21 protein-coding genes and 1 tRNA gene are annotated in these 20,180 nt (G+C 73.5%); 9 read left to right on the forward strand and 13 right to left on the reverse strand.

The features are described 5' to 3' along the window. Nucleotides 1-13 precede the first annotated feature (13 nt). Complete coding sequence (locus ACIQ8B_RS08310) at nt 14-1,681, forward strand: DoxX family membrane protein (protein WP_403546189.1); 1,668 nt, start codon at nt 14-16, stop codon at nt 1,679-1,681. A gap of 75 nt (nt 1,682-1,756) precedes the next feature. On the opposite strand, the gene ACIQ8B_RS08315 is transcribed toward ACIQ8B_RS08310, so the two are convergent. Further along, nucleotides 1,757-2,488 (reverse strand): nucleotidyltransferase family protein, encoded by a 732-nt coding sequence (locus ACIQ8B_RS08315; RefSeq protein WP_290001607.1) that lies wholly within the window; start codon nt 2,486-2,488, stop codon nt 1,757-1,759. 97 nt (nt 2,489-2,585) lie between these two features. Here ACIQ8B_RS08315 and ACIQ8B_RS08320 point away from each other — a divergent pair, with 97 nt between their 5' ends. Further along, a complete protein-coding gene (locus tag ACIQ8B_RS08320; RefSeq protein WP_403546191.1) occupies nt 2,586-2,783 on the forward strand; it encodes a hypothetical protein in 198 nt (65 codons plus the stop codon). A 195-nt stretch (nt 2,784-2,978) separates the two neighbouring features. On the opposite strand, the gene ACIQ8B_RS08325 is transcribed toward ACIQ8B_RS08320, so the two are convergent. The 3 genes from ACIQ8B_RS08325 to ACIQ8B_RS08335 all read right to left on the reverse strand — a co-directional run bounded on the left by ACIQ8B_RS08325 (nt 2,979) and on the right by ACIQ8B_RS08335 (nt 5,850). After that, complete coding sequence (locus ACIQ8B_RS08325) at nt 2,979-3,434, reverse strand: hypothetical protein (protein WP_403546193.1); 456 nt, start codon at nt 3,432-3,434, stop codon at nt 2,979-2,981. Nucleotides 3,435-3,618: 184 nt separating this feature from the next. Continuing rightward, nucleotides 3,619-4,707 (reverse strand): ABC transporter ATP-binding protein, encoded by a 1,089-nt coding sequence (locus ACIQ8B_RS08330; RefSeq protein WP_403546195.1) that lies wholly within the window; start codon nt 4,705-4,707, stop codon nt 3,619-3,621. A gap of 138 nt (nt 4,708-4,845) precedes the next feature. Further along, nucleotides 4,846-5,850, reverse strand: a complete 1,005-nt coding sequence (locus ACIQ8B_RS08335; protein ID WP_403546197.1) for a helix-turn-helix transcriptional regulator — start codon at nt 5,848-5,850, stop codon at nt 4,846-4,848. Nucleotides 5,851-5,951: 101 nt separating this feature from the next. On the opposite strand from ACIQ8B_RS08335, the gene ACIQ8B_RS08340 reads away from it, so the two are divergent. Both ACIQ8B_RS08340 and ACIQ8B_RS08345 read left to right on the forward strand, forming a co-directional pair. Continuing rightward, a complete protein-coding gene (locus tag ACIQ8B_RS08340) occupies nt 5,952-6,368 on the forward strand; it encodes a DUF3224 domain-containing protein (protein ID WP_290001593.1) in 417 nt (138 codons plus the stop codon). Nucleotides 6,369-6,438: 70 nt separating this feature from the next. Continuing rightward, nucleotides 6,439-6,515 (forward strand) — tRNA-Thr (locus ACIQ8B_RS08345). Nucleotides 6,516-6,571: 56 nt separating this feature from the next. Here the strand turns inward: ACIQ8B_RS08345 and ACIQ8B_RS08350 are convergent. Both ACIQ8B_RS08350 and ACIQ8B_RS08355 read right to left on the reverse strand, forming a co-directional pair. Beyond that, nucleotides 6,572-7,459, reverse strand: coding sequence for an aminoglycoside phosphotransferase family protein (locus ACIQ8B_RS08350; RefSeq protein ID WP_403546199.1), 888 nt, complete (start codon nt 7,457-7,459; stop codon nt 6,572-6,574). Between the two features lie 74 nt (nt 7,460-7,533). After that, nucleotides 7,534-8,508 carry a zinc-binding dehydrogenase gene (locus ACIQ8B_RS08355; protein WP_403546201.1) on the reverse strand — a complete coding sequence of 325 codons (975 nt, stop codon included), beginning with the start codon at nt 8,506-8,508 and terminating at the stop codon, nt 7,534-7,536. A 278-nt stretch (nt 8,509-8,786) separates the two neighbouring features. On the opposite strand from ACIQ8B_RS08355, the gene ACIQ8B_RS08360 reads away from it, so the two are divergent. Then, entirely contained in the window at nt 8,787-9,464 is a 678-nt protein-coding gene (locus ACIQ8B_RS08360) for a pentapeptide repeat-containing protein (protein WP_403546202.1), read from the forward strand. 29 nt (nt 9,465-9,493) lie between these two features. On the opposite strand, the gene ACIQ8B_RS08365 is transcribed toward ACIQ8B_RS08360, so the two are convergent. After that, nucleotides 9,494-9,994 (reverse strand): hypothetical protein, encoded by a 501-nt coding sequence (locus tag ACIQ8B_RS08365; RefSeq protein WP_106416352.1) that lies wholly within the window; start codon nt 9,992-9,994, stop codon nt 9,494-9,496. Nucleotides 9,995-10,044: 50 nt separating this feature from the next. Between ACIQ8B_RS08365 and ACIQ8B_RS08370 the strand changes: the two genes are divergently transcribed. Continuing rightward, nucleotides 10,045-11,460, forward strand: a complete 1,416-nt coding sequence (locus ACIQ8B_RS08370; RefSeq protein ID WP_403546203.1) for a M1 family metallopeptidase — start codon at nt 10,045-10,047, stop codon at nt 11,458-11,460. A gap of 105 nt (nt 11,461-11,565) precedes the next feature. Here the strand turns inward: ACIQ8B_RS08370 and ACIQ8B_RS08375 are convergent, their stop codons facing one another. Next, nucleotides 11,566-12,141: a TerD family protein gene (locus ACIQ8B_RS08375; RefSeq protein ID WP_403546204.1), complete on the reverse strand. Its 576-nt coding sequence runs from the start codon at nt 12,139-12,141 to the stop codon at nt 11,566-11,568. Nucleotides 12,142-12,301: 160 nt separating this feature from the next. Here ACIQ8B_RS08375 and arfB point away from each other — a divergent pair, with 160 nt between their 5' ends. After that, the gene (gene arfB, locus ACIQ8B_RS08380) at nt 12,302-12,727 is read left to right on the forward strand and encodes an alternative ribosome rescue aminoacyl-tRNA hydrolase ArfB (RefSeq protein WP_403546205.1); all 426 of its coding nucleotides are present in this window, start codon (nt 12,302-12,304) and stop codon (nt 12,725-12,727) included. A 97-nt stretch (nt 12,728-12,824) separates the two neighbouring features. On the opposite strand, the gene ACIQ8B_RS08385 is transcribed toward arfB, so the two are convergent. Beyond that, complete coding sequence (locus tag ACIQ8B_RS08385) at nt 12,825-13,409, reverse strand: flavin reductase family protein (RefSeq protein ID WP_403546206.1); 585 nt, start codon at nt 13,407-13,409, stop codon at nt 12,825-12,827. Between the two features lie 316 nt (nt 13,410-13,725). On the opposite strand from ACIQ8B_RS08385, the gene cdgB reads away from it, so the two are divergent. Next, entirely contained in the window at nt 13,726-15,414 is a 1,689-nt protein-coding gene (gene cdgB, locus ACIQ8B_RS08390) for a diguanylate cyclase CdgB (RefSeq protein ID WP_106413644.1), read from the forward strand. A 114-nt stretch (nt 15,415-15,528) separates the two neighbouring features. Further along, nucleotides 15,529-16,461, forward strand: a complete 933-nt coding sequence (locus ACIQ8B_RS08395; protein ID WP_403546207.1) for a carbohydrate-binding protein — start codon at nt 15,529-15,531, stop codon at nt 16,459-16,461. A 60-nt stretch (nt 16,462-16,521) separates the two neighbouring features. Here ACIQ8B_RS08395 and ACIQ8B_RS08400 read toward each other — a convergent pair whose 3' ends face one another. The 4 genes from ACIQ8B_RS08400 to ACIQ8B_RS08415 all read right to left on the reverse strand — a co-directional run bounded on the left by ACIQ8B_RS08400 (nt 16,522) and on the right by ACIQ8B_RS08415 (nt 20,122). Beyond that, entirely contained in the window at nt 16,522-16,905 is a 384-nt protein-coding gene (locus ACIQ8B_RS08400; RefSeq protein ID WP_403546208.1) for a hypothetical protein, read from the reverse strand. A gap of 67 nt (nt 16,906-16,972) precedes the next feature. Beyond that, nucleotides 16,973-17,902, reverse strand: coding sequence for a 1-phosphofructokinase family hexose kinase (locus tag ACIQ8B_RS08405; RefSeq protein ID WP_403546209.1), 930 nt, complete (start codon nt 17,900-17,902; stop codon nt 16,973-16,975). 118 nt (nt 17,903-18,020) lie between these two features. Then, complete coding sequence (nagA, locus tag ACIQ8B_RS08410) at nt 18,021-19,178, reverse strand: N-acetylglucosamine-6-phosphate deacetylase (RefSeq protein ID WP_403546210.1); 1,158 nt, start codon at nt 19,176-19,178, stop codon at nt 18,021-18,023. After that, nucleotides 19,178-20,122: an ROK family protein gene (locus ACIQ8B_RS08415; protein ID WP_403546211.1), complete on the reverse strand. Its 945-nt coding sequence runs from the start codon at nt 20,120-20,122 to the stop codon at nt 19,178-19,180. The genes nagA and ACIQ8B_RS08415 overlap by 1 nt, the downstream gene beginning before the upstream one ends. Nucleotides 20,123-20,180 lie beyond the last annotated feature (58 nt).

A 20,180-nucleotide genomic window follows, 5' to 3' on the forward strand; every position in this document is an offset into this window, starting at 1 on the left:
GTCACTCGGTTAGATGAGTGTGGACACCAGAACACCACCCCGCACACCCACGGGGGCCCGCTCGTCGGGACTCGACGACGCTCCCGCGCTGAGCATGGTGAAGGTGCCGAGCGATCCGGCGCAGGTCATCGTCAACCACGCCAGCTTCCGCGTGCAGCTGGGCGGCTCGGCGTGGCGCGTCCGGTCGCCGCGGATCGCACGGCACCCGAGCGCCGCCGAGGACACCGCGCGGATCCCCGTCGTCACCACCGTGGGCGCGGGACCGGCCGCGCCGCGCCGCCGTCCCGTCGTGTGGAGCGGCAGGTCCGCCCCCGACGACACCGGCGCCCACCGTCTCCTCCAGGCCGTACGGCACGGAGGGCTGCGCCACGCCGACGAGCCGCTCACCGACTCCGGGAACACCCGGCTCATCCCGCAGCCGGGCGGGTACGGCGGCCACGACGACGACACCCAGCCGCTGGAGAGCCCGTTCGTCGGCGCCCGGCGCAGCCACCCCGGCGGGCCGCTGCTGCCTCCGATGCGCACGGTCGGCAGCGCCTACGACGAGGACGACCACGCGGTCCTCGACGAGGCCGGACCGGAGTACGAGGCCGGCTTCGAGCCCGGGGAGCGGCCGGAGGGCGGCGGCCGGCACGGCCGGCGGCACGGTGACGACCCGGCGCGGCACGCGTACTACCCCGGGCGCCGGATGAACCTGGGCGTCGTGCTGCTGCCGCTGCGCGTGTTCCTCGGCGGGATCTCCGTCTACGCCGGGATGAGCAAGCTGTGCGACCCGCTGTACTTCGACGGCGGGCCGCGCGGGTCCATGGTGAAGTGGCTGCACAGCCTGCACCCGTGGGAGGTCGCCGAGCCGGTGCGGCAGTTCGCGCTCGCCCACCCCGTCGGCACCGGCCTGGCCATCGCCTTCGCCCAGATCGTCGTCGGCGTCCTCACCGTCCTCGGCTGCTGGCAGCGCCTGGCCGCCGGCATCGGGGCGATGCTGTCGGCGGCGCTGCTGGTCACCGTGAGCTGGAAGAGCGTCCCCGTCTACGAGACGCCCGACATCATCTACCTCGCCGCCTGGTCGCCGCTGATCATCGCGGGCGCGCCCGTCTACTCCGTCGACGGCAGCCTCGCGGGCCGGGCCTGGCGGCGGCTCGGGCCGCGCGCGGACATCTGGGACCTGCGCCGCTACGTGCTGCGCCGCGGGGCGCTCGTCACGTTCGTGGTGTGCGGGTCCAGCATGCTCGTGGGCGCGCTGCTCGGCGGTGCCGTCCGGGACGCGGACCGGGTGGTCGTGCCCGGCCCCGGTGAGGCGCCGCGCAACAACCTGCCCGGTTCGCCGCTGCCGGAGGACTCCGGTGAGCGGAAGGACACGGAGGAGAAGCGGACGCCGTCCGCCTCCGACTCGCCCACGCGGGACGCCACTTCCGGCTCGGCGAGCCCGTCCGCCGGGACCGGCGGCACCCCCGGCGCCACCCAGGGCGCGGGCGCCGCCACCGGGGCGCCCACCCAGACCCAAGGCACCACCGGGCAGGCCCCGCCGCAGCAGTCCACGCCGGCGGGCGAGGCGCCGAGCACCACCGCGGGCCCGACCTCGGGCGGCGGTGACAACTCCGGCGGCAGCGGCGGCGACGCCCCGGGCGGTGACGACGGCGGCTCCTCGGACCGGCCCGGCCTGGTGGGCGGCCTGCTGGGGTAGCGGACGCCCGCCGGTACGACAGCGGGGTCCCGTACGCGGTGGCGTACGGGACCCCGTCTTCGTGGCCGCGTCGGCTCAACGGCTCTGCGAGGAAAGCTCCTTGGCGGCCTCGGTGAGGTCCTTGGCGGTGTCGATGGCGCGCCAGTAGGAGCCCTGCGGGATCGTGAACCCGGCCAGCCGGCGCTCGCGCGCGAGGTGGGGGAACGTGGTGCGCTCGTGGTCCCCGCGCTCCGGGAGCAGACCGGCGAACTCGGGGGAGAAGACGTAGACGCCCGCGTTGATCTCGAAGGTGGACGGCGGGGCCTCGATGAAGTCGGTGATCAGGCCGAACCCGTCGGTGCGGACCGCGCCCCACGGAAGGCGCGGGCGGGCCAGCGCGACGGTGGCGACGGCGTCCCGCTCGGTGTGGAAGTCGGCCATGTCGCGCAGCGAGAAGCGGGTCCAGATGTCGCCGTTGGTGGCGAACCAGGCCCGGTCCGGGTGCGGCAGACGGGCGGCGGCGTACTTCAGTCCGCCACCGCGGCCGAGGGGTTCCGTCTCGACGACGGTGGTGACGGAGACGGGCAGGTCGGCGGTCTCGAGCCACTTCTGCAGCACTTCGGCGAGGTGGCCGCAGGACACGACGACGTCGGTGACGCCCTCCTCGGCGAGCCAGGTCAGCTGGTGGCCGATGATCGGGGTTCCCGTGCCGGGGATCTCGACCATCGGCTTGGGCCGGTCGTCGGTGTACGGACGGAGCCGGGAACCCTGGCCGCCGGCCAGGACAACGGCTTGCGTGGGGCGGGACACGGCACGCGGATCGGTCATGCCCGCACTGTACGCGGCCGGGGGCCGCGGATCATGGGCGGTACCGGGTGCCGGGGCGGTGCCGTCGGGCCAGGTACCGGGGAGCTCCGGCGGGGCGTTGAGCCGCCGCGCCTCGGCGGACGGAAGGCCGCACTGTCTGCGGGCCCCCCTGGAGCCCGCCCTCGTGGACGTGCGGTGCGTGCTGGGGTGGGACGCCCCGCCGCCCCGCCGCCACGCCGGTGCGGCGGCGGGCTCGGTGCCTGCGGCCGGGCCGTCGAAGACGCTGGTGGAGCAGTCCGGCGGGGGAGTGCGGTGACGGCGCCCGGACGTGGGCGACTTCCGCGCGTGTCGGGCCGCTGCCGCGCCCGCGTGGCCGGGCGGGCGGGGTGCGGCCGGCCGCGGGGTGGGAGTCGGCGGCCGGTGCGGGGTGGGGCGGCGGCCCGGCGGGGTCGCGGGACGGGGCGGCAGGTGACCCGGGGGCGGGCCGGGCCGCGCGTCCTGCCCGGGTGCGTCAGTCGTTCGCGGCGACCACTCCTGTCGCGAAGGACGTGTCGCAGACCGGGCGGGCGTAGGACTGGGCCTTGGTGGGACCGTAGACGCGGACCGCGGCCTTGCCGAGGGAGCGGGCGATGGAGGCGCAGTGCCTGGCCAGGGAGGGGCGGTCGTCGACCGCCTGCTGAAGCTGGGTCAGGGCGGCGCCCGGGTCCTTCTTCTGCAGTTCGATGAGCAGTTGGTCGCGCAGCACGTCCTGGGGCGCGCGGGACGCGGCCCGCGACGAGGCGCCGGCGGCGGACGTGTCCGCGGCGGTGAGCACCGGACTCTGCGGGGCCCCCGACCAGTTGACCCGCGCGACCGCGAGGGTCCCGGAGAACACCAGGACGACGGGCAGGACGAGGGCGAGGGAACGGCCGATCCGGCGGGCGGGGCCCCGGCCGCGTCGCGTCTGAGGGTGAAGGGAGTGCGTCACGCGTGTGAGGGTAGCGTCCGGTAGCCGCGGTGAAACATTCCGTCACCGTTACGGGGGACGGGGAACGACGACTTCCGTGCCGTGTGTTGACGAGCTGGGTCAATTTGCCGGGATTGCCGAGGTATTTGTCGACAACGCCGAGGGGCCCCGCAGCACGCTGCGGGGCCCCTCGGCGTCGACTCGTTCAGTCGGACAGGCGCGCACCCGTCGAGGTGGAGAACACGTGGGTCTCACCGGAGCGCGGCACGACGTGGAGCGTGCTGCCCTTCTCCGGGACGTCACGGCCGCCGACGCGGACCACGAGGTCCTTCGCCTCGCCATCGAGCTGCGCGGTGCCGTAGACGAACGCGTCGGAGCCCAGCTCCTCCACGACGTTGACGGTGACCGCCACGCCCAGGTCGGAGTCGGCGCCGGCGACGTCGAAGTGCTCGGGGCGGACGCCCACGGTGACGGTCTTGTCGCTGGTCGCGGAGAGCGCGTCACGCTGCACCGGCACCACCGAGTTGCCGAACTTCACACCGCCGTCGGTGACCGGGACCTCGATCAGGTTCATGGCCGGGGAGCCGATGAAGCCGGCGACGAACAGGTTCGCGGGCTTGTCGTACATGTTGCGCGGGGTGTCGACCTGCTGGAGCAGACCGTCCTTGAGCACCGCGACGCGGTCGCCCATGGTGAGGGCCTCGACCTGGTCGTGGGTGACGTAGACGGTGGTGATGCCCAGGCGGCGCTGCAGCGACGCGATCTGCGTACGGGTGGACACACGGAGCTTGGCGTCCAGGTTGGACAGCGGCTCGTCCATGAGGAACACCTGCGGCTCACGCACGATGGCGCGGCCCATCGCCACACGCTGGCGCTGACCGCCGGAGAGCGCCTTCGGCTTGCGGTCCAGGTACTCGGTGAGGTCGAGGATCTTCGCGGCCTCCTCGACCTTCTTGCGGATCTCCGCCTTGTTGACGCCGGCGATCTTGAGCGCGAAGCCCATGTTGTCGGCCACCGTCATGTGCGGGTAGAGCGCGTAGTTCTGGAACACCATGGCGATGTCCCGGTCCTTCGGCGGCAGGTGCGTGACGTCGCGGTCGCCGATGCGGATGGCGCCGCCGTTGACGTCCTCGAGGCCCGCGAGCATGCGGAGCGAGGTGGACTTGCCGCAACCGGACGGGCCGACCAGAACGAGGAACTCGCCGTCCGCGATCTCGATGTCCAGGGCGTCGACGGCGGGCTTGGTCGAACCCGGGTAGATCCGGGTCGCCTTGTCGAACGTGACAGTGGCCATGTGAATGGTCCCCTTCTACCGGCAGGAACGTGCCGGACGATCCGAGTAGGAAGGTGATGCCACGACGGGTGTTCCGTTGTGGTGTGTGGTCCACACGAGTGAACTGGCTCAGGACGGTACCCGGCGTTCACCTGCTTGTCAGCAGGTTCCGGCCGGTGAATTTCGCGAGAACTCTCGATCCCGCGCGTACCGCTCCGCCAGAACCGCCGCCGCCTCGGCGACCGCCCGCCGCAGTTCCGGAGGGCCGAGCACCTCCGCCTCCACGCCGAGGCGGAGCAGATCGCCGGTGGCCACCGCCTCCGACTCCACCGCCAGCTCCACCTCCACCCAGCCGTCCGCGTCCGGCGCTCCCGCCTCCGCCAGCGCCCGCGCGCCCGCCGCCCCGAACTGCATCGGCAGCAGCTTCCGCCCGCGCGGGGACAGCCGCAGCCGTGCCGTGCCCCGCCGCAGCGCCGCCTCCAGCCGCCGCGAGGTCTCCGTCCAGTACGCGGCCAGGTCGAACCCGGCGGGCCGGGCGAACTCCTCGCCGGTCTCCTCCACCTCCTGGAACCGCGAGACGCGGTAGGTGCGCACCGCGTCGTCCGCGAGGGCGATCAGGTACCAGATGCCGCCCTTCAGCACGAGCCCCAGCGGCCGCACCTCCCGCCGCACCTCGCCACGCCAGCGCGCGTAGCGGGTCCGCAGCACCCGCCGCTCCCACACCGCCCGCGCGACCACCGCCAGGTACGGCACCGGGTCGGCGTCCCGGAACCAGGCCGGCGCGTCCAGGTGGAACCGCTCGCGCACCCGCCGCGCCTGCTCCGCCAGACCGTCCGGCAGGGCGGCCTCCACCTTGAGCTGGGCGCTCGCCAGGACGGCCCCGAGCCCCAACTCCCCGGCCGGACCCGGCAGTCCCGCCAGGACCAGCGAACCGGCCTCCGCGTCCGTCAGCCCGGTGAGCCGCGTCCGGTACCCCTCCACCAGCCGGAAGCCGCCGTGCGGTCCGCGTTCGGTGCGCACCGGCACCCCGGAGGCGCCGAGCGCCTCGACGTCCCGGTAGACGGTGCGCACCGACACCTCCAGTTCGGCCGCGAGTTCGGGCGCGGTCATCCGGCCGCGGTTCTGCAGCAGCAGGAGCAGGGTGAGGAGCCGGTCGGCACGCATGCCGCCCATTGTCGGGGCGTGGCGCCGTACCTGACAGGAGGTGTCAGGTACGGCCGGGAGGGTGGGGGCGCAGCGTCCGACGACCCTGAAAGGGGCCCGCCATGCCCGTCACCGAGACCACCGGCCACTTCACCTTCGCCGACTGGAAGGAGAGCCCCGTCTCACCGGAGGGGTCCTTCCCCCGGCTCGCGCACGCCACCGTCGTCAACGCCTTCTTCGGCGGCATCGAGGCCGAGGCCACCGTCTGCGACTACACGATCGCCTACGGGACCGCCGCCACCGGCTCCTTCGCCGGACTGGAGCTCGTCACCGGCCGGCTCGACGGCCGCGCCGGCGCCTTCGTGTTGGAGGAGCGCGGCCGCTTCGACGGCGACGGCACCGTGCACTGCGCCTTCGAGGTGGTCGAGGGCTCGGGCACCGGCGGGCTGACCGGGCTGCGCGGCACGGGCGCCTTCACCTACCGGCACGGCGAGACGAAGGTGCCGTACACCTTCGCGTACGAGGTGGCGCGCGCCTGAGACAAGTGCGTGGCTCGGCGAAACCGGCACTGTGTACAGTGGACCGCGCTTCGCGCGCGCCGCGCGCGGTGCCTCCTTAGCTCAGACGGTCAGAGCAGCTGTCTTGTAAACAGCAGGTCGTCGGTTCGAATCCGACAGGGGGCTCCACCGACGTTCCCGGGCCGGGCCTTCTCCGGCCCGGGTCCCTCATGGCAGACGCCGCCTCACGCCGTACGGCCGCGCAGGCGGCGGGCGATCTCCAGGTCCGCGTCGTCCAGCGGGCGGCCTTCCTCGGTCTCCCAGAGGCAGTTCTGCAGCACCCGGCCGTACGTCCACGCGCGCGCCCGCGCACGGTCCAGGCCCAGTACCTCGGTCATCGCGTCGAAGCGCCACAGGACGTCGCCGGGGTCGAAGTTGTTGGCCAGGGCGGGCCACAGGTCGAAGCCGGGGTCGCCGGCCAGCGGCTTGGGGTCGATGGCGAGCCAGGGCGCCCGGTCGGCGGCGAGGACGTTCTCGTCGTGCAGGTCCCAGTGCAGCAGCCGGTCGCCCGGCTCGTCCGCGACCTCGCGCACGGCGGCGGCGCAGTCGGCGACCAGGCGGCGGGCCTCGGGGTCGGCGACACGCTCCAGCGTGCGGGGCGTGCGCTCCAGCATGGACGCGGCGATGTCGCCGAGGCGGCGCATGCCCGCGGGGGCCGGGGTGGTGTGGAGGTGGGCCAGGAGCCGCGCGATCACCAGGACGCCCTCGTGGACGTCCGGCCGGTGGGCGAGCATCCGGGAGGAGTCCAGGCGCTCCAGCAGCATCGTGCCGGTCGGCTCGTCGTGGTCGAGCAGGCGGACCGCCCCGTCGCCGTTCCACAGGCGCAGGGCGGCCGGCTCGCCCTCGCTCTCGTGGTCGCGGATCTGGAGCTTGAGCACCGCCGGTGTGCCGTCGGCGCGGTCGACGGGCAGGACCAGGGCGCTGACGCCGTGCATGGGCGCCCCGGCGAGGCGCAGCTCCCAGCGCTCCAGGAAGCCGGCGGCGAGGTCCGGCAGGGCGGCGATGAAGGCCCGGCCGGCCTCCTTGTTGAACTTGGCCTGGGACTCGGCGAGTTCCGCGGGGACGTCGATCACGCCTCGTACGGTAGTGCCGTACGGGGCTCGGCGGGCCCGGTTTCCCGGGTTCCGTACGACCGCGTGCGGGGCGCCTACGGCTCCAGGACGACCTTGCCGGTGGTCGCCCGGTTCTCCAGGGCCCGGTGGGCGTCGGCCGCCCGGGCGAGCGGGAAGCGCCGCACGGCGGGGGTGAGCCTGCCCGCGGCCGCCTCGGCGAGGGCGCGCAGTTCGAGCGTGCGCATCGGGTCGGGGCCGCCGGCCCGGCGCATCATCTCGGGGCCGAGGACGCTCACCGAGACGCCCTCCACGAGATAGGGGTTGTCGCTGCGGATGCCCTGCGACGACCAGCCGAACACCACGTGCCGGCCGCCGGGCGCCAGCAGACCGACCAGGGCGCGGGCCACGTCCCCGCCCACGCCGTCGTACACGACGGTCACCTTGCCCCGGTGGCCCTCGACCCGTGCGGGCCAGTCCGGGGCCGTGTAGTCGACGGCGAGGTGGGCGCCGCCCGCCGCCACCAGGGCCGTCTTCCCGGGGCCGCCGGCGAGGCCGATCACGGTCGCGCCCGCGTTCCGGGCGTACTGCACGAGGAGGGTGCCGATGCCGCCCGCGGCGGCCGGTACGGCCACCACGTCGCCGGGCCCCGGTTCGGCGAACCGCACGATCCCCATCGCCGTACGGCCCGTGCCGATCATGGCGACGGCCTCGGCGAAGTCCAGGCGCTCCGGGATCTCGTGCAGCCGCCCGGCATCGGTCACCGCCAGTTCCGCGTACCCCCCGGGGACGAAGCCGAGGTGGGCGACGACCCGCTTGCCGAGCCAGTCGGCGGGGGTGTCCGGACCGAGCGCGTCGACCACCCCGGCGATCTCGCGGCCGGGGATCGTCGGCAGTCCGGCGGGGGCCGGGCCGGGTCCGGGCAGGCCCTCGCGCAGGGCCGTGTCGAGGAGGTGCACCCCGGCCGCCCGGACGGCGACGCGGACCTGGCCGGGGCCCGGGCGCGGGTCCTCCACCCGCTCGTAGGTGAGGTTCTCGGCCGGGCCGTGGGCGTGCAGTCGGACGGCGTGCATGTGGATCCTCCCAGGTCGGGTCGCCGGTGCGGGGCGCCTTCGGCGTCGTGCGCCGCCCCGGCTCCACGGTGCGACCTCAAGCGCGCTCGAGGTCAAGCGCGTTCCGGCCGAGGGCGGGGGAGACGGCCGCGGTGATGCGGTGCGTGACGGGGCTCCGGGGCTTCCTTCCCGGTCGGGCCCGGTCGGGCTCGGCCGGATGCCGGGAGCGCCGGGATGTGACCCGCGGGGTGTTTCCCCGGCCCGGACGGGATGTCAGTGGCGGGGTGCAGCATGGGCGCATGGTGCGTGGAGCGGCGGGCGGAGCGGGTGTGCGGGCGGCGCGGCGGCCGGAGCTGCGGCTGCCCCGGCTGGAACGGTACGAGGGGGGCGGGCTGGAGCCGGACGGGGACCACGACGGGCTGGAGTTCGACGGCGCGGACCTCGCCGGGCAGGACGGGACGGGGGCGCGCTTCATGGACTGCGCGCTGCGGGGGTGCGCGCTGGACGGGACGCGGCTGCCCCGGGCCCGGCTGCTGGACACGGCGCTGGGCGGGGTGCGGGGTGTGGGCACGGACCTGGCGGGGGCGACGCTGCGGGACGTCGAGCTGACCGACGCGCGGCTCGGCGGGACCCAGATGCACGGGGCGGCGCTGGAGCGGGTGCTGGTCCGGGGCGGGAAGATCGACTTCCTGAACCTGCGCGCGGCCGTGCTCAAGGACGTCGTCTTCGAGGGCTGCGTGCTGGTGGAGCCGGACTTCGGCGGGGCCCGTCTGGAGCGCGTGGAGTTCGTCGACTGCACGCTGAAGGGCGTGGACCTGTCCGGGGCCGTGCTGAAGGACGTGGACCTCCGGCGGGCGGCCTCGCTGGAGATCGCGCGCGGGGTGGACCGGCTGTCCGGGGCGGTGATCAGCACGGCCCAGCTGCTGGACCTGGCGCCGTCGCTGGCGGGGGAGCTGGGGATCGCCGTGGAGGGGTGAGGAGGGGCGGTGACCGGGGACCGGGGCGGTCAGCTCACGCGGGGGAAGCGGGCCTGGAGGGTCCAGATCGCCGGGTTCTCGCCGAGGTCGTCGTGCAGGTCGACCAGGTCGGCGATCAGGTCGTGCAGGAAGTCGCGGGCCTCCCGGCGCAGTTCGGCGTGGGAGAAGGTCAGCGGCGGCTCGGACGCGGGCAGCCACTCCGCCTCGATGTCCACCCAGCCGAAGCGCCGTTCGAACAGCAGCCGGTCGGTGGACTCGGTGAAGTCCAGCTCGGCGTGCTGTGGCCGCGAGGCGCGCGAGCCCGCCGGATCCCGGTCGACGCGCTCCACGATGTCGCACAGCGCCCACGCGAAGTCGAGCACCGGCACCCATCCCCAGGCTGTGGAGATCTCCCGGTCCGACGCGGTGTCGGCGAGGTAGACGTCGCCGCAGAACAGGTCGTGCCGCAGGGCGTGGACGTCCGCGCGGCGGTAGTCGGTCTGCGGGGGGTCGGGGAAGCGGTTGGAGAGGGCGTAACCGATGTCGAGCACGTGGGTGATGGTGTCACGGTCCGGCGCCCCCGCCGCCATAGGATCCCCGCGTGCGCACCCCCCGCCCCCTGAGCCGCGGTGTCGCCGCCGCCCTGCTCGCGGTGGCGCTCGCCGCGTGCGGCCCCGGCTCCGGGACCGAGGGCGCCGGTGGCTCCGGCGCGGGCGACCCGTACTTCCCGAAGGCGGGCAACGGCGGCTACGACGTCACCCACTACGACCTCGTCCTCGCCTACGACCCCGGTGACCGCCGCCTCACCGGCACCGCCACGCTCGACGCCCGTGCCACCGACGACCTCACCGCGCTGAACCTCGACTTCCAGGGTCTCGACGTGGACACCGTCACCGTCGACGGCACCGGCGCCCGCGTCCGCCGCGAGGGCCAGGAGCTGACGGTCCGGCCGCGCCGTGCCCTCGACCGGGACGCGCGCTTCCGGATCGTCGTCCGCTACTCGGGGCGCCCCGAGACCGTCACCGACCCCGACGGCTCCCAGGAGGGCTGGCTGCGCACCGCCGACGGGGCGGTCGCCCTGGGCCAGCCGGTGGGCTCCATGACCTGGTTCCCGGGCAACCACCACCCCTCCGACAAGGCCACCTACACCCTCGCCGTCACCGTCCCCGAAGGACTGCGGGCGGTCTCCAACGGGGAACCGGCCGGCGAGGAGACGAAGGACGGCCGCACGACGTACCGCTGGCGCACCTCCGAGCCCATGGCGAGCTACCTGGCGACGGTCGCGATCGGCCGGTACGACGTCCACCGCGGCGAGACGGCCGGCGGGCTGCCGCTGTTCACCGCCGTCGACCCGGAGCAGGCGGCCGCGAGCCGCGCGGCGGTCGGGCTGCTGCCGGAGGCCGTGGAGTGGGCGGAACGGCGGTTCGGGCCGTACCCCTTCTCCTCCGCGGGCGCGATCGTCGAACGCCCCGGGGACGCCGGATACGCCCTGGAGACGCAGAACCGCCCCGTCTTCCCCGGCGCCCCCGACACGGCCCTGCTGGTCCACGAGATCGCCCACCAGTGGTACGGCGACTCCGTCACCCCGGGGACCTGGCGGGACATGTGGCTCAACGAGGGCTTCGCCACGTACGCGCAGTGGCTGTGGGAGGAGGACCACGGCGGCGACAGCGCGCAGCGCACCTTCGAGGCGCTGTACGCAGGCACGTACTTCCCGGACGCGGGCACCAACGCGGCGCTGTGGTCCTTCCCGCCGGCCGACCCGCCGGACGCGGCGCACGTCTCCGCCACGCCCGTGTACTGGCGCGGCGCGATGGTCCTGCACATGATCCGCAGGACGGCCGGCGACGAGGCCTTCGGCCGGCTGCTGCGCGGCTGGGCGGCGGAGCACCGGCACGGCAACGCGAGCACCGCCGACTTCACCGCGTACGTCGAGAGGACGGTGCCGGGGAAGGACTTCTCCCGGGTCTGGGAGGAGTGGCTGTACGGGGACGGACGGCCGGCGACCGCGTCCTAGGCGCGCCGGCCCGTGAGACGTGCGCGCGGGACCGGGCGGGCGCGGCGGAGCCCCCGCCCGGCGGACGCGGGCGGGGGCTCCGTCGGATCGGTCGCGGTGCGACCGTCAGACGTTCACGCCGAAGTCCTGGGCGATGCCCACGAGGCCCGAGGCGTAACCCTGGCCGACCGCGCGGAACTTCCACTCCGCGCCGTTGCGGTACAGCTCGCCGAAGACCATGGCGGTCTCGGTGGCGGCGTCCTCCGACAGGTCGTAGCGGGCGATCTCGGCGCCGCCGGCCTGGTTGACGATGCGGATGTACGCGTTGCGCACCTGGCCGAAGTTCTGGCTGCGGTTCTCGGCGTCGTAGATCGAGACCGGGAAGACGATCTTGTCGACATCGGCCGGGAGGGCCGCCAGGTTGACGTTGATCGCCTCGTCGTCGCCCTCGCCCTCACCGGTGCGGTTGTCGCCGGTGTGGACGATCGTGCTGTCCGGGGTCTGCTTGTTGTTGAAGAAGACGAAGTGGGCGTCCGAGTAGACCCTGCCCTGCGTGTTGACCGCGATCGCCGACGCGTCGAGGTCGAAGTCCGTTCCCGTGGTGGTGCGGACGTCCCAGCCGAGGCCCACGGTGACGGCGGTCAGGCCCGGAGCCTCCTTGGTGAGCGAGACGTTGCCACCCTTGGACAGGCTTACAGCCATTGTTGGGAGTCCCTTCCCTCGTTTGCGTACGGCTATGAAGCTACAGCTACCACCTTGAACGCCCGGAGGGGTGCGTCAGGTTCCAGGTCCCTTTACTTTCTTTACCCGGGTACGGATATTCGGGTGACGTGGCCGACACGGGCGCGGGAACCTGTGTGTCATGTCCGGTCTTCATGTCGTACGCGGCTCCGTCTCCCTCCCCGAGGCCGAGCTCATGTGGCGTTTCTCCAGGTCGTCCGGGCCCGGCGGGCAGCACGTCAACACCAGCGACACGCAGGTCGAGCTGCGGTTCGACCTCGCCCGGACCGAGGCGCTGCCCGAGGTGTGGAAGCGGCGGGCGCTGGAGCGGCTCGCGGGACGGCTGACCGACGGGGTGATCACCGTACGGGTGTCCGAGCACCGGTCGCAGTGGCGCAACCGCGAGGCGGCGGCGGTGCGGCTGGCCGCGCTGCTGGCGGAGGCGACGGCGCCGCCGCCGAAGCCGCGGCGGCCCACGCGGGTGCCGCGGGGGATCAACGAGCGGCGGTTGCGGGAGAAGAAGCGGCGGGGGGAGACGAAGCGGGGGCGCTCCGCGCGGGACTGGTAGGGGCGGGCGGGTTCCGCCCCCGTGGTCACCCGCGGGTGGGCGGGGTTCGCGCGCGGTTCCCCGCGTCCCCTGCGGGGCGCTGGAATGACGGGGGCGCTCAGCCCAACTGGCGGTAGCGGCCCCGGAAATGGATGAGCGGGCCGCCCTCCGCGCTCGGCACGGCGGCCGTCATCACGCGGCCGATCACGAGGGTGTGGTCGCCGGCCGTCACCCGCTGTTCGGTGCGGCACTCCAGGGTCGCCGACGCGCCGCCGACCAGCGGGGCCCCGGTGTACTCGCCGCGCCGGTACGGAATGTCCGCGAACAGCAGGCGGTCGCTGACCCGGCCCTTCATCGAGAAGCGGCCCGCGATGTGGCGCTGGCTCTCGGACAGCACGGACACCGCCCACAGCTGCTGCTCCTCCAGCAGGTCGTCCATGCGGGAGCCGGTGCGCAGGCTGACCAGCACCAGCGGCGGGTCCAGGGAGACCGACAGGAACGCGGTCGCGGTCATGCCGACGTCCTCGCCGGCCGGCGCCCCGGGGTCGTCCGGGTCCAGCGGCGGCTCCACGGCGGTCACCAGGACCACACCGGCGGCCAGACGGGACATGGCGGCACGGAACTCGTCGTTGCTCACCCCCTCAGCATGCCGGGCGGCGGGCGGAACGGTGATCGGCGCGGGGGCGGCGGGAGTGTTCGACACACCGGGAACGCTAATCTCCGCTTCACGGACACCGCATCGGACCGTGGCCCGAACCGGGACCTAGGACCAGCGGCCGATCCGCGCATGAATCATGCACAATCACCACATGATCCGCGTCGCGGAAATAGGCCGGGATATCGCGCGTAGACCACACAATTGTTCACGTTTAGCTGTGACTTGAGTCACAGGGGGCAATAATTGTTGACCCTGTGTACCGGGTGAGCAGCGCGCTGTGATTCAGTGGCGGGGAAGCTGCTGCGACGATACGCCGATGATGACCCTTGATGTGCTGCGAGGTCTCGGGGGGAGGGCGAGGATGGAGACCGAGTCGGAACCCTACGTCCGTCTGGCATCGCTGCGACAACTCCACCAGGCCATGGCCGACATGAACACGGCGCGCAGTCTGGCGGACACCTTGCAGACCGTCGCCGACGGCGTCGTGGGAGCCCTCGGGTACGAGCTGGCCTGCGTCAATCTCGTACGCCCCGACGGCGACCTCGTGGTCGCCGCCCTCGCCGGCAACGCGGCGGCCGAGGCCCTCATCACCGGCCGGGTCGGCTCGCGCGAGTCCTGGGACCGCCGGCTCACCATGGGCGAGCGCTGGGGCGATCTGGTGTTCATACCGCACACCGAGGGATGGGTCCTCGACGACGACGACGTCCCGCAGTGGTACACCGACGGGCCCGACCCCCGCTTCGAGGACGAGTGGCACCCCTCCGACCGGCTCTTCGCGCCGATGTACGCGCCCGGACCGCAGGGCGGCGGCACCTCCGGCGAACTGATCGGCGTGCTCTCCGTCGACCGCCCGCGCAACGGCCGCCGGCCCGGCGCCTGGGGCCGCGAGGCCCTGCAGATGTACGCCTTCCAGGCCGCCATCGCGATCAGCAACGCCCGGCTGCGCTCCAACATGCAGCGCGCCCTGGTCCGCCTGGAGCGCGAGCAGCAGGCGCTGCGGGCCAGCGAGGAGAGCTTCCGGCAGGCCTTCGAGTACGCCCCCTCCGGCATGGCCATCGCCGAGATGGGCGGCGACCAGCACGGCCGGATCCTGCGCACCAACGACGCCCTGTGCCGGCTGCTCGGCCGGCCCGCCTCCGCGATGCGCCGTTACTCCTTCTCCGACCTGGTCCACCCCGAGGACATAGGCACCCTGCTGCGCACCTCCGCCGAGGGCGGCCGGGCGGAGCTGCGGCTGTGCCGCCGCGACGGCACCTACGTGTGGGTCTCCCTGCGCAACTCGGTGGTCGCCGACGCCGCCGACGGGCCGCGCTTCCTGCTCACCCACGTCGAGGACATCGAGGAGCGCAAGCGCCGCGAGCTCCAGCTCGCCCACCGCGCCTCCCACGACTCGCTCACCGGACTGCCGAACTCCGCCGAACTGCGCTCCCGGCTCTCCTCCCGGCTGTGCAGCCAGCAGCCGCAGAGCGCGCTGCCGACGGCCGTGGACCCCATGGCGCCCTACGAGTCCTTCGGCTCCCACGACGCCGCCTACGGCCCGCCCGCCTTCGACCGCGGCCACGACTTCGACTTCCCGCCCGGCAGCGACGCGTACGACGGCTACGACCACCATGTGCACACCGTCGCGCCCGCCGGGGACGCCGACGACGGCGCCAAAGGGCTCGCGGTGCTCTTCTGCGACCTCGACGGCTTCAAGTCGATCAACGACCGGTTCGGGCACAACGCGGGCGACGCGGTCCTCATCGAGGTCGCCCGCCGGCTCAGCAACGGCGTGCGGGACGGCGACACCGTGGCCCGGCTCGGGGGTGACGAATTCGTCATCCTCGCCGACGGCCTCGGCCGGGCCGACGCCCAGGACCTCGCCGTACGGCTGCGCAACGAGATCATCCAGCCCATCCGGGCCGAAGGGCGGGCCGTGCGGGTCGGGGCCAGCTTCGGCATCGGGTGGGCCCACTGCGGCATGACGGCCGACGAAGTGCTGAAGTCCGCCGACGAGCGGATGTACGTCGAGAAACGATCTCGTCCCAAACAGCACCGACGCGCTGGATGATGCGCAGGTCAGCGAGTTGATGCGGTCCGGGTCACCCTTTCGGGCCAGGGGAACCGGGTAGGCTCGCCTTCTCCGCACACGTACGTACCCGATCCGCAGCTAGGAGCACAGGGGATGACGCCCGGCAACAACGGCGCGAGCACGCCCGAGGACGACGACCCGTTCGGCTACCTGTACGCCGACGGGCAGGCCAACGGAGCCCAGCCGCCGTCCGGGGGTTACGGCTACCCGAACTCGGTCAACCGGGTGCGGCCGGTCGGTTCCCGCCAGTACGGCCAGCAGGGGCCCGCCCCGCAGGCACCGCCCCAGCAGGGCGCCTTCGGCCGGCCCAGCGCCCACTACGCCGCGCCCGAGACGCTGCCCGGGGCCGCGCCCGCCGCGCGTTCGCCCCAGCCGTCGCGCGGCGGGGGCGGCCGCGGCGGCGGCCCGAACACCAAGGGGCTGCTCATCGGCGCGATCGCCGTGGTCGCCGCGGTCGTGATCGGCATCGGCATCGCCATGATCAGCGGTGACGACGACGACAAGGGCGGCAACGAGGCGGGGCCCACCCCGACCGCCACCCAGGGCAGCAACGAGCCGAGCCCGTCGGCGAGCGAAAGCGCCGAGGAGCAGTTCGAGTCGAAGCCGATCGACGCGAAGGCGCTGCACCTGTCACCGGGTGTCACGACCGCCTCGGACGTCGAGGGTGCCGAGGCCGACGGCGGCATTTACGTCACGAACCTCAACCAGCCGGGAGCGTCGGTCACTTGGACCGTCGATGGCATTCCGAAGAGCGGTCCGTACACCGTCTTCTTCCGCTACAGCACCGCTGACGAGCCCCAGTCGATGACTCTCACCGTCAACGGCAAGCCGTTCGGCAGCAAGCTGAACATGGACAACTTCGCCAACGCCAAGGACGGCGACTTCTCCAAGGGCTGGACCAAGACCTACGCCTGGCCGACGCTGAACGAGGGCACCAACACCATCTCGTTGTCCTGCGGCGACGGCGACAAGTGCAACGTCCTGCTGGACCAGCTGTGGATCAAGGAAGGTCAGGTCAAGAGGTAAGCAGCAGCGATGCGGCGGCCGCCGGCGTGCTGCACACCGGCGGCCGCCGCATCGCTGCTGTCAGATGCGTCCGACTTCGACGCACATAGCAGCAACCCAGCCGGTCTTGCCGGCCCAGCGGACCTTCAGCCAGTCGTTGCCGGTGGGACCACCAGACCAGCAGGTGTACTTGCCCCCGTTGTTATTTCGCGTGCACCTCGACGCACCGCAAGGAACCTTGGTGTCAGGGTCCTTGATAGTTGCGATCTTGGACGCCGAGGTGCTGGCGCTGGCCCGTATGCTGAAGTCATGGCCGTCCTTCTGCCAGACACCAGCCTGCACGGTTTCTGCCGAGGCTGGGGAACCGGTCGTGACAGTAAGCGCCAGAGACGCCATGCCTACCGCGGCAAACTGCCTGATTACCGTCGACTTTCGCATGTGTTCCCCCTGCGAGAGGTAGATCATTTGGTCGCTGGTGATCTTATGATCTACACAGATCGGGACGCAGGGCACATTTCAGTCATAGTCGATCTCAGGCCGCACTGACCTCCTTGGTCACCGCGACCTTCGCCAGCAGCTCCTGGTAAGTGCCGCGGTCGAACTCGCCGGCAACCGGGGAAACAACCGTTGCCGTGGACAGGGCGACCGCGCGGATCAGGCGTTCCGGCCAGGGGCGGTGTTCCACCAGGGCTGACAGCAGGCCCGCGACGGCCGAGTCGCCCGCGCCGGTCGGGTTGCCGCGCAGGCGGGTCGGCAGGGCCGCGCTCCAGCGGCCCTCCGGGGTCACCGCGAGCAGGCCCTCCGCGCCTAGTGAGGCGACGACCGCGCGGGCCCCGCGCCGACGGGCGTCCTGGGTGGCGCGCAACGGCTCGTGGAACCCGGTCAGTTCGGCCAGTTCGCCGGCGTTCGGTTTGATGATGTCGGGCCGGCCGGCCACGCCGCGGCGCAGTGCCTCCCCGCCGGTGTCGAGCAGGACCGGGACGCGGGCCGCGCGGGCCGTGCGGACCAGACCCGCGTACGCGCCCACCGGGACGCCCGGCGGCAGGCTGCCGCACAGGGCCACCGCGGAGGCGGACGCCAGCAGGTCCGCGTAGACCTCCTGGAAGGCGGACCACTCGGCGTGGGTGATGTCCGGGCCGGGCTCGTCGAGGCGGGTGGTGGCGCCGGAGCGGTCGTCGACCAGCGTCACCGTGCGGCGGGTGGCGCCGGACACCGGCACCAGGGCGTCCGTGAGGCGCGGGACCTCGGTGAGGCGGTCGCGCAGGACGCGTCCCGTGGGGCCGCCGGAGAAACCCGTGACGGTCACCTCGTGGCCGAGCGCGGCCAGGACGCGGGCCACGTTGACGCCCTTGCCGCCCGAACGCTCCAGCACCTCGGAGACCCGGTGGGAGGCTCCGGTCCGCAGGGACGGGACGCGATAGGTGATGTCGAGAGCGGTGTTCAGCGTGACCGTGAGGATCACCGGGCCGACCTCCCCCTCTTGCCTGGCCTTCCGTGGCCCCGAAGTCACGATCATGCCAAAAGGAAGGCGGTCGGCCCAGCCCCGGGACCGGCCGTCGTCGGCCGGTCCCGGGGACGGATCAGACCAGTTGGGGAGCGACCGCCCATTCCCCCTTGCGCATGACGGCCACCAGCTCGAAGGCGTCGTCCAGCACGACCAGGTCGGCGTCCTTGCCGGGCTCCAGCGAGCCGATGCGGTCGTCCAGGCCGAGCAGCCGGGCCGGGGTGGCGGAGATCGCCGCGACGACGTCCTCGACGGGCAGCCCGTCCACCGTCACCGCCCGCTTGAAGGCGCGGTCCAGGGTGAGCGTGGAGCCGGCGATCGAGTTGCCCTCCACCAGCCGGGCCACGCCGTCCGCGACCTCGACCTCCAGGGTGCCGAGCATGTAGCGGCCGTCGCCGAAACCGGCCGCGTCCATCGCGTCGGTGATGAAGGCGACCCGGTCGCGGCCCGCGTGGTGGAAGGCGAACTGCAGCGCGGCCGGGTGCAGGTGCGTGCCGTCGTTGATCAGCTCGACGGTGACCCGCTCGTCCTCCAGCAGTGCGGTGATCGGACCGGGGGCGCGGTGGCCGAACGGCGGCATGGCGTTGAACAGGTGGGTGGCGACGGTCGCGCCCGCGTCGACGGCGGCGACCGCCTGCTCGTAGGTGGCGTCGGTGTGGCCGACGGCGGCGATCACGCCGTGCTCGACGAGCAGCCGTACGGAGTCCAGGCCGCCGGGCAGCTCGGTGGCCAGCGTCATCATCCGGGCGTGGCCGTGGGCCGCGTCGATCAGCTTGCGGACCTCGGCCGGGTCGGGGTCGCGCAGCAGCGTCTCGTCGTGCGCGCCCTTGCGGCAGGGGGAGATGAACGGCCCCTCGAAGTGGATGCCGGCGATGTCGCCCTGCTGGGCCAGCTCCGCCAGCATCCCGGCGTGCCGGGCGAGGAAGTCCAGGTCGCCGGTGACGGCGGAGGCGACCACGGTGGTGGTGCCGTGCCGCAGGTGGGTGCGGACGCCCTCCAGGACGTCCTCGGCGGTGCCGCCGGCGAAGGACATCCCGCCGCCGCCGTGGTTGTGGAGGTCGACGAAACCGGGGACCAGCCAGTGGCCGCGCAGGTCGACCGTCTCGACCGCCCCGGCCGTCGTCGCCGGGGCCGGGCCGGCGATGCGCGTGCCCTCGACGGTCACGCTGCCGCCGTCCACGGTCCCGGTGGGCAGGACCACCCGGGCACCGGTGAGAACCTTGGTGGGGGCCATCAGGTGGTTACCTCCGAGGGGTCAGTGGTCTCGATCAGGTCCCAGGCGAGGAGCCCCGCGCCCAGGCATCCCGCGGTGTCCCCGAGGGCCGCGGGGACCAGGGACGGCAGCTTCTGGAAGGTGGCCCGCCGCCGGACGGCCTCCCGCAGCGGTGTGAACAAGGTTTCCCCCGCCTCGGCGAGCCCGCCACCGATGATCAGCGTGCGCGGGTCCAGCAGGGTGAGCGCGGTGACCAGGCCGTCGGCGAGCGCGTCCACCGCGTCCTGCCACACCCGTACGGCCCGCCCGTCGCCCGCGGCGACGGCCTTCGCGCAGTCCGCCGCGTCCGCGGCCGGGTCGCCGCAGGCCTCGGCCCACGCCCGGCTCACGGCCGACGCGGACGCGAACCGCTCCAGACAGCCGCGCTGCCCACAGGGACACTCCGCGCCGCCGGGCCGTACGACGATGTGGCCGATCTCGCCCGCGAAGCCGTGCGCGCCGGCCTCGACCGTGCCGTCGATGCCGATGGCGCCCGCGATGCCGGTGCCGAGCGCGACGAAGAGGAAGCGGTCGGCGCCGCGTCCGGCGCCGATGCGGCCCTCGGCGAGACCGCCGGTGCGCACGTCGTGGCCGAGGGCGACGGGGACGCCGCCGAGCCGCTCGGCGAGCAGGGCGCGCAGCGGGACGTCCCGCCAGCCGAGGTTGGCCGCGTAGGCGGCGACGCCCCGCGCCTCGTCGACGATGCCGGGGACGGCGACGCCGGCGGCGGAGGCCGGTTCGCCGTGGACGCGGATGCCGTGGGCGCGGAGCTCCGCCGCGAAGTCGAGGATGCCCTCGACGACCGCGTCCGGGCCGTGCTCGCGGCCGGTGGGGCGGCGGGCCCGGTGCAGCAGCTCGCCGTCCGCCCCGACCAGGGCGGCCTTCATCCCGGTGCCGCCCACGTCGAGGGCGATGACATGTTTCACGGGAAACAGTGTGGCCCGCGGACCCGCGAGAGGTCTAGTCCAGTTACGTGGTGTAGAC

The sequence above is a fragment of the Streptomyces sp. NPDC096105 genome (assembly GCF_044763335.1).
GTDB lineage: Bacteria > Actinomycetota > Actinomycetes > Streptomycetales > Streptomycetaceae > Streptomyces.